The sequence below is a fragment of the Streptomyces cahuitamycinicus genome (genome assembly GCF_002891435.1).
GTDB classification, from domain to species: Bacteria; Actinomycetota; Actinomycetes; order Streptomycetales; family Streptomycetaceae; genus Streptomyces; species Streptomyces cahuitamycinicus.
The window spans coordinates 1-7277 of sequence record NZ_POUC01000401.1; the positions used below are offsets into that span (position 1 = coordinate 1).

Genomic DNA, 7277 nt, shown 5'->3' on the forward strand with positions numbered 1-7277 from the left:
GTGTCCGGGAGGAAGGCGGTGACCTTGAAGCCGTCCCAGTGCCACGGGTGCGCCGTCATGGTGCCGCCGAGCATCGCGACCCGCTCCCGCATGCCGAGCAGCCCGTGGCCCGCCCCCGTCGACGGCGGTGGCGGCCCGGTCGGGCGGCCGTTGACGATCTCCACCTCGAGGCCGTCCGGCTCGTAGCCGAGACGGACCGTGATCCTCGCGCCGGGCGCGTGCCGCAGGGCGTTGCTCAGCGCCTCCTGCACGATCCGGTACGCCGACAGCTCCACGCCGGGTGGCAGCGGGCGCCGCTCGCCCTGGATGTCGGTGACGACCTCCCGCCCGGCCGCCCGGGTGTTCTCCACCAGCGTGTCGAGCCGGTCCAGGGTGGGCTGCGGGGCATGGTCGGTGGGCGGCTCCCCCGGCCCGGCCTGCTCCGAGCGCAGCACGCCCAGCACGCGGCGCAGTTCGATCAGCGCCTCCAGCGCGTTCTGCCGGATGCCCGCGAGGTTCTCCCTGAGCTCGTCGGGCGGGTTCTCGACGAGGTGCGGGGCGACCTGCGCCTGGATGGAGATGACCGACATGTGGTGGGCCACGACGTCGTGCAGTTCCCGCGCGATGCGGCTGCGCTCCTCCAGCAGGGTGCGCCGGGTGCGTTCCTCGGCGGTGAGCGTGGTCTGCTCGACGAGTTGCGCGCGGGCCTCGCGGCGGCCGCGCAGGGCGGTGCCGAGGACCACGACGACGGTGAACAGGGTCATCGCGATCACGCCGGTGGGCTGGTACCGCGTGCCGGATCCCGCCACTCCCTCCAGGAGCAGGGTGACCAGCACGGTCACGGCGAGCGCCTCCGCGGAGACCCGGGTGGGCACCCGCAGGGTCAGCAGCAGCAGGGCGAGCAGCTGGGCCACGATCCCGGCCGCGGTCCACGGCCAGGTGAACACGTACTCCGGCTCCATCCGGACGTACACCGAGACGGCGGTCACCACGGTGACCGCCGTGGACAGCCACCAGGCCGGAACCGGCCGCCACATCGCGAGGATCACCGCGACGCCGTGCCCGAGCGCGAGCAGGAAGGCGTACCCGGCGTCCAGATGCCCGTTGTCGTTGAGCTGGGCGGCGTCGCCGAGCGTGATCCCGAACGCGGCGAGGCACAGCATCCCGTGCGGCAGCCAGCGCAGCCACGTGGAGGGCGGCAGCGGATCCGCCCGTACGGTCCACAAGTCCTGGCGCAGCATCCGCAGCCAGCCCCCGACGCGCGCCCGCAGCACGCGGCCCACCCCCGTGTCCGTCACACGGCTCAGCCTAGACATGACGCGCCCCCGCCGGTGTCCCCCGGTCGGACGGACGGTGCGCCCGCACCACCCGCGACGTGCGGCCCCGGCCACCGCCGCCTCGCTCGAAGGAGCGGAAGGCGGCCCAGCAGACCGCGAGGGCCAGCGCGAACACCGGCAGCCAGAGAAGCCGGGCCCCGACCCATCCGAGGTCGTCGGGCCGGGTGTGCAGCCCGGCGAGCCGGCCGGCGAGCAGGCCGGGGGCGGTCGTGGCCATCAGGGCCGTCTGGTGCCAGAGGAAGACGGTCATCACGGAGAGGTTGACGAGCGCCACGGCCGCCCACGCCACGGGACGGCGCATCGCCCGCCGCAGCCGCTCGCGCAGCAGCAGGGCGAGACCGCACTGGGCCAGGCCGAACGTGACGACGGCCAGCGTCGGCGGCTCAAGGTTGGACATGCCGTCGCCCGGGACGCCGACCATGGACGCCGGATAGCCCGCCAACGCCACGAGCGCCGCGGTCGCCGCCGCCCCCGCGCCCAGCAGGACCCAGCCCGCACGGCGGCGTTCCAGTTCGCCGCGGGTCCAGGCCGCGCCCAGCGTGTAGGGCACCATCCAGGCGGCCGCCACGTTCACCCAGCCCAGCCAGGCGGGGCCGCCGAGGCCGAAGCGCAGCAGGTCCACGTGCAGGACGACGGCCAGCGGCCAGAGCGGGTTGAGCCGGGCGAGCAGCGGGGTCGCCGCCGTCAGGCCCGCGAACACCACGAGGAACCACAAGGGGGACAGGGCCAGCTTCACCATCGTGCGGACCGTGCCGTACTCGGTGCCCGACAGCAGCAGCGCGACGGCGGCGACCGTCCACAGGGTGAGGACGGCCGCGACCGGCTTGAACAGCCGGGACAGCCGGGCCGTCAGCCACCGGTGGTACGGGATTCCTCTGGCCCGGGCCGAGGCATGACCGCGGGTGGCGACATGCCCACCGACCAGGAAGAACACGGCGAGTGTCTGGAGCATCCAGGAGACGGGCGTCAGCCACGGCATGTGCTGCAGCGGGCTCGCCGTGCGCAGGGCGCGGCCGTCGGAGACCAGGGCGGTGACCAGCCAGTGCCCGAGGACGACGCCGAGGACGGCGGCGGCCCGCAGGGCGTCCACGGCCCGGTCGCGGCCGGGTGGGGTGGCCGCGCCGACGCGGCCGACGCCCCGTCGCACCCCCTGCCGCAGGGCGCGTACGCCGATGTCAGTCATGGGCCACCGCCTTGGTCTCGCCCAGGACGATCCGGGCCAGGTTGGTCAGGGAGGTCGAGCCGGGCCTGAAGTAGTCGCTGTGGCCGCCCTCGCCCGCCGTGAAGACCCGGGCGCCGAAGGCCGGGGAGACGGGGTCGGTGCCGAAGCCGACGGTGGTGCCGAACAGGTCCAGGCGAAGGTGCGGGACGTTCTCCACCCAGTCGTCACCGCCCCGGGCCGCCCAGACGCGGGCGCGGGTGTGCAGGTCGGCGACGGTGTCGGCACCCGTGCCCGGGCTGCCGACGAGCGCGATGTCGTCGACGGCGAGCCCGGCGGCGGCACGGCCGCAGACCACCGAGCCGTACGAGTGGCACAGCAGCGATATGCGCGCGCCGGTGCCCGCGGTGGCACGCAGGTCGGCGACGAGCGCGCGCAGGTGCGGGGCCGCCTGCTCCGCCCTGCCGGTCGTCGTGACCGTCGTGCTGACGGTGCCCGGCGTCTCGTAGCCCAGCCAGGCCACGACCGCGGTGTGCGTGCCCGCGGGGGCCTGCCGGGTGAGCTGCCGGTGCAGGGCGGCGGCCGCCGCGTGGAACCGGCCGTAGGTGTCGAGGCTCGTGTCGGATCCGGGGACCAGGACGGCGATGCGGTCGGCCCGGGAGAGGTCGCCGAGGACCTCCGTCACCCGGCCGGAGCCGCGGCCGTCGAACCGCAGGAGGTGCCGGGCCGGGGCGGCCAGACGACGGTCCGTCGCGGCACGGTCCCGGTCGTGGTGGGCGGCGGCCGTGCGGGCCGCTTCGGCGGCGTTGGCCCGGTTGGCCGCGTACGCCTCGTCGAGCGTCGACGCGCTGAGGGGTGCGAGCGAGGCGGGGGCCGGTGCGGGGGTCTGCGGTCGTACGGCTCCGGACAGAGGGACGACCACCGCACCGGTGATGAGGACGGCGAGCGCGGCGCGGCGCCATCGGCCGGCGCGGCGCCTGCCGTCGCCATGGCGGTACTGCGGTGCGGACCCCATGGTCGTCCCCCTCCAGCGCGCCCGGCCATCGGGTCTGCATGGAAGGGAAGTTACGGAGGGGGACGCCTCGTTCGCGTCCCACCAGGGAACTCACCTGCGGCGTAGCTCTCAGGTACTACGGGTATGCCCCGGAGCCCACTCAGAGGTCGCGCAGATGGGCGCGATGGGGCAGCTCTCAAGCGGCGACCAAGCGGCAACTCTCAAGGCTCAGCTGCCGCTCACCAGGCCAGCTGCGCGATCTCCTCCACGACCACCGCGCAGGCGTCGGCTGCCGGGTCGATGAGCGGGAAGTGCCCGACGTCCTCCAGCAGCGTCACCCCCACCATCTCCCCGGCCTTCGACGCCGCCTCCGCGTACGACTCGGCGACCGCCTGCGGGACATCGAGGTCCGTGCGGCCCTGCACGAGGGTGGTCGCGATGCCCGTGGGCAGCAGCAGCGCCGGGTCCGCGTACGGCTGCCGCTGCGCGAAGTGCTCGTCCCCTCCCAGGAGTTGACGCGCTGCGCCCTCGCACACGTCCAGCTTGTCGGCGATCGCCAGGTCCGCGATCGGGGCGAGGGCGACGACGCCGCGCAGCGTCACCGGACTGCCGCCGCGCCAGGGCGAGTCGGTCGGCAGGACGTGCCGGGCGGCACCCCACAGCGCGAGATGCCCGCCCGCCGAGTGGCCGGTCAGGACCGTACGGCGCGGGTCGGCCTGCGGCAGCAACTCCCGTACCAGCGCCGGCAGGGCGTCCAGCGCCGCGGCGACGTCGTCGAAGGTGTCGGGCCAGCGGCCCGCGAGGGAGTCGCCGCCGCCGCGCCGGTACTCGACGTTGGCCACGGCGAACCCACGGCGGGCGAGGAAGTCCGCGAACGGGCTGATGTGACGCCGGTCGTACGGCGCCCGCCAGGCGCCGCCGTGCAGCACGACGACGACCGGGGCCGGTCCGGGGCCACCCGCCCGGCGCGGCGCGAAGAAGTCGATCACCTGGTCCGGGTGGTCGCCGTAGGCCGCGGTGGCGTCGGGGTCGACGGGCGCGTGGGAGAAGGCCGACTTCTCCTCGGCAGCGGCCCGTGCTGCTGCGACGTCGTCCGTCATGCTCCAACCTTCCAGCGATGAACCGTACGTGGCCGACCAGTTGAGGGGTCAGCCGTTGGCCGGGACGGTACCAGGCGCGTGACATGCGCGGACATGCGGATGTCACGCTCGGTGAAGACCGGACGGGAGCCCTCGGGGCCGGGACACCGCAGGGGCGTCCCGGCCTCGCCGCCGCTCAGGCCAGCGTCTGTGCCAGCACCCGCGCCGCCCGCTCCACGTCGGCGAACCCGACGTACAGCGGTGTGAAGCCGAAGCGCAGCACGTCCGGGGCCCGGAAGTCACCGACCACACCCCGCTCGATCAGCGCCTTCATGACGTCGCCCGCGTCGTCGCAGCGCAGCGCGATCTGACTGCCCCGCTCCCCGTGCGCCACCGGCGTCAGACACTCGACCCTGCCCTCGGGCACATACGCCGCCACGCACTCCAGGAAGAAGTCCGTCAGCGCGAGGGACTTGGCCCGCACCGCCTCGACCGCCACCCCGTCCCACACCTCCAGGGCCGCCTCCAGGGCGAGCATGGAGAGGATGTCGGGCGTGCCGACCCGGCCGCGCAGGGCACCGGGGGCCGGCTCGTAGCCGCTGCGCATGCCGAACGGCTCGGCGTGCGAGTTCCAGCCGGGCAGCGGCGAGTCGAAGCGGTCCTGCAGCTCCCGCCGCACATACAGGTACGCCGGTGAACCCGGCCCGCCGTTCAGGTACTTGTAGGTACAACCGACCGCGAGGTCCACACCGTGCTCGTCCAGCCCGACCGGCAGCGCACCCGCGCTGTGGCACAGGTCCCAGACGGCGACCGCGCCCGCCTCGCGCACGGCGGCCGTCAGACCGGGCAGGTCGTGCAGCCGGCCGGTGCGGTAGTCGACGTGGTTGAGGAGGACGGCGGCGGTACGGCCGCCCAGTGCGCCCGGGACGTCCGCCGGTGCCACGGGCCGCAGGGTGCAGCCGGTCATGCGGGCGGCGGACTCGGCGATGTACCCGTCGGTGGGGAAGGTCGTCGCGTCGACGAGGAGCTCGTCACGGCCCTCCCCGGCCATCCGCACCGCACCCACGAGTGCCTTGAGGACATTGACACTTGTGGAGTCGCCCACGACGATCTGCCCGGGCGCCGCCCCGACCAGAGGGGCGATCCGGTCACCGATCCGCTCGGGCGCCGTCCACCAGCCGCTCTCCTCCCAGGACCGGATGCGCAGCTCGCCCCACTGCCGGCGTACGACGTCCTCGACCCGCCCGGGGACGATGGCCGGCAGGGCACCGAGCGAGTTGCCGTCGAGGTAGACCACGTCGTCGAGGACGAACTCGGCACGCTTGCCGCCCAGTTCGTCGACGGCGTCCAGCTTCTGCGCGCGTTCCGCCAGCTCAGACATAGGACCGCGCCGTCCACAGCTCGGGGAACACGTGCTTCTGCGCGCGCTTCTCCAGCCAGGCCACCCCGGCGGAGCCGCCCGTGCCGGTCTTGGCGCCCATCGCACGGCGGGTGGCGACCAGGTGGTCGTTGCGCCAGCGCCACACCAGCTCGGCGACATCGCTCAGCGCCTCGCCCAGCCGGGCCACCTCGTCGCTCTCGTCACCCGAGTAGACGGCGGTCCAGGCCGCCTCCACCTCCGGCGACGGCTCGTAGCGCCGGGAGACGTCGCGCCGCAGCACGGCGTCCGGGATGTCGTGCCCGCGCCGCGCCAGCAGCCGCACGACCTCGTCGTACAGGCTCGGCTCGTGCAGCGCCTTCTCCAGCTCGGCGTGCACGCGCGGTGCGCCCCGGTGCGGGACGAGCATCGACGCGGACTTGTCGCCGAGCAGGAACTCCATGCGTCGGTACATCGCCGACTGGAAGCCGGAGCCCTCGCCGAGGGCGCTGCGGTACGAGTTGAACTGGGCCGGCGTGAGCTGGGCGAGCGGCTTCCAGGAGTGGTTGAGCGCCTCCAGTTCGCGGACGGACCTCTTGAGCGCGGCTGTGGCGGTGGGGATGTCGTCACCCCTGAGCGCGCCTGCCGCGGTCTCCCACTCGTGGACGATGACGGTGAACCACAGCTCCATCACCTGGGTCGTCACCAGGAAGACCATCTCTCCGGGGTCGTCGGAGAGGGTGTGCTGGAGGTGGGTGAGTACGTCCGCCTTGACGTAGTCCTCGTACGGCGTCGTGCCGTGGAAGTCGAGATGCGGGGTCTCGGGCTCGTGAGCCTCGTGGGACATCGCTGTCTCCTGCGTATAACTCCGGGTAGCGGTCCGCCCCTGCCGAATCCGACACGGGGGCCCCGGTCCCCAGGGGCATCTTCCGCAATCGTCCCCCGAAACCGCAAGGCCCGCCTTTCGCGGACGGGCCTCGCGGACACGGACCGTGTCTCAGCCCAGGACCTGCGCCGCCGTCGGCGAGGAGTCCTTCAGGAACTGGGAGCAGCGCTCGTACTCCTCCTGCTCGCCGATCGCCTGGGCGGCGCGGGCGAGGGCGTGCAGGGCGCGCAGGAAGCCGCGGTTGGGCTCGTGCTCCCACGGCACGGGGCCGTGGCCCTTCCAGCCGCTGCGGCGCAGCGCGTCCAGGCCGCGGTGGTAACCCGTGCGGGCGTACGCGTAGGACTCCACGGCCGCGCCCCGCTCGAACGCCTCGTCGGCGAGCTGCGCCCAGACGAGCGAGGAGGTGGGGTGCGCGGCAGCGGCGTCGACCGGCGACTTGCCCGACGCGAGCATTTCCCGCGGCCCGGGGTCGTCGGGGAGGTGGGT

7 protein-coding genes are annotated in these 7277 nt (G+C 74.0%); all 7 read right to left on the reverse strand.

The genetic code is table 11. The annotated features are described in order from the left end of the window. Positions 1 to 1295, reverse strand: a 1295-nt coding sequence (locus C1J00_RS34610; RefSeq protein ID WP_102912920.1) for a sensor histidine kinase, incomplete at its 3' end; no start/stop codon positions are given. After that, positions 1288 to 2499, reverse strand: a complete 1212-nt coding sequence (locus C1J00_RS34615; RefSeq protein ID WP_102912915.1) for an acyltransferase family protein — start codon at positions 2497 to 2499, stop codon at positions 1288 to 1290. The genes C1J00_RS34615 and C1J00_RS34610, both read right to left, overlap by 8 nt. Then, positions 2492 to 3490 (reverse strand): alpha/beta hydrolase, encoded by a 999-nt coding sequence (locus tag C1J00_RS34620; protein ID WP_102912916.1) that lies wholly within the window; start codon positions 3488 to 3490, stop codon positions 2492 to 2494. The genes C1J00_RS34615 and C1J00_RS34620 overlap by 8 nt, the downstream gene beginning before the upstream one ends. A 218-nt stretch (positions 3491 to 3708) precedes the next feature. Beyond that, the gene (locus tag C1J00_RS34625) at positions 3709 to 4569 is read right to left on the reverse strand and encodes an alpha/beta hydrolase (RefSeq protein ID WP_102912917.1); all 861 of its coding nucleotides are present in this window, start codon (positions 4567 to 4569) and stop codon (positions 3709 to 3711) included. Positions 4570 to 4744: 175 nt separating this feature from the next. Beyond that, positions 4745 to 5929, reverse strand: a complete 1185-nt coding sequence (kynU, locus tag C1J00_RS34630; protein ID WP_102912918.1) for a kynureninase — start codon at positions 5927 to 5929, stop codon at positions 4745 to 4747. Further along, positions 5922 to 6752 carry a tryptophan 2,3-dioxygenase family protein gene (locus tag C1J00_RS34635; RefSeq protein WP_102912919.1) on the reverse strand — a complete coding sequence of 277 codons (831 nt, stop codon included), beginning with the start codon at positions 6750 to 6752 and terminating at the stop codon, positions 5922 to 5924. Before C1J00_RS34635 ends, kynU begins: the two co-directional genes overlap by 8 nt. Before the next feature lie 150 nt (positions 6753 to 6902). After that, positions 6903 to 7277, reverse strand: a 375-nt coding sequence (locus tag C1J00_RS34640) for a DUF3151 domain-containing protein (protein WP_102912921.1), incomplete at its 5' end; no start/stop codon positions are given.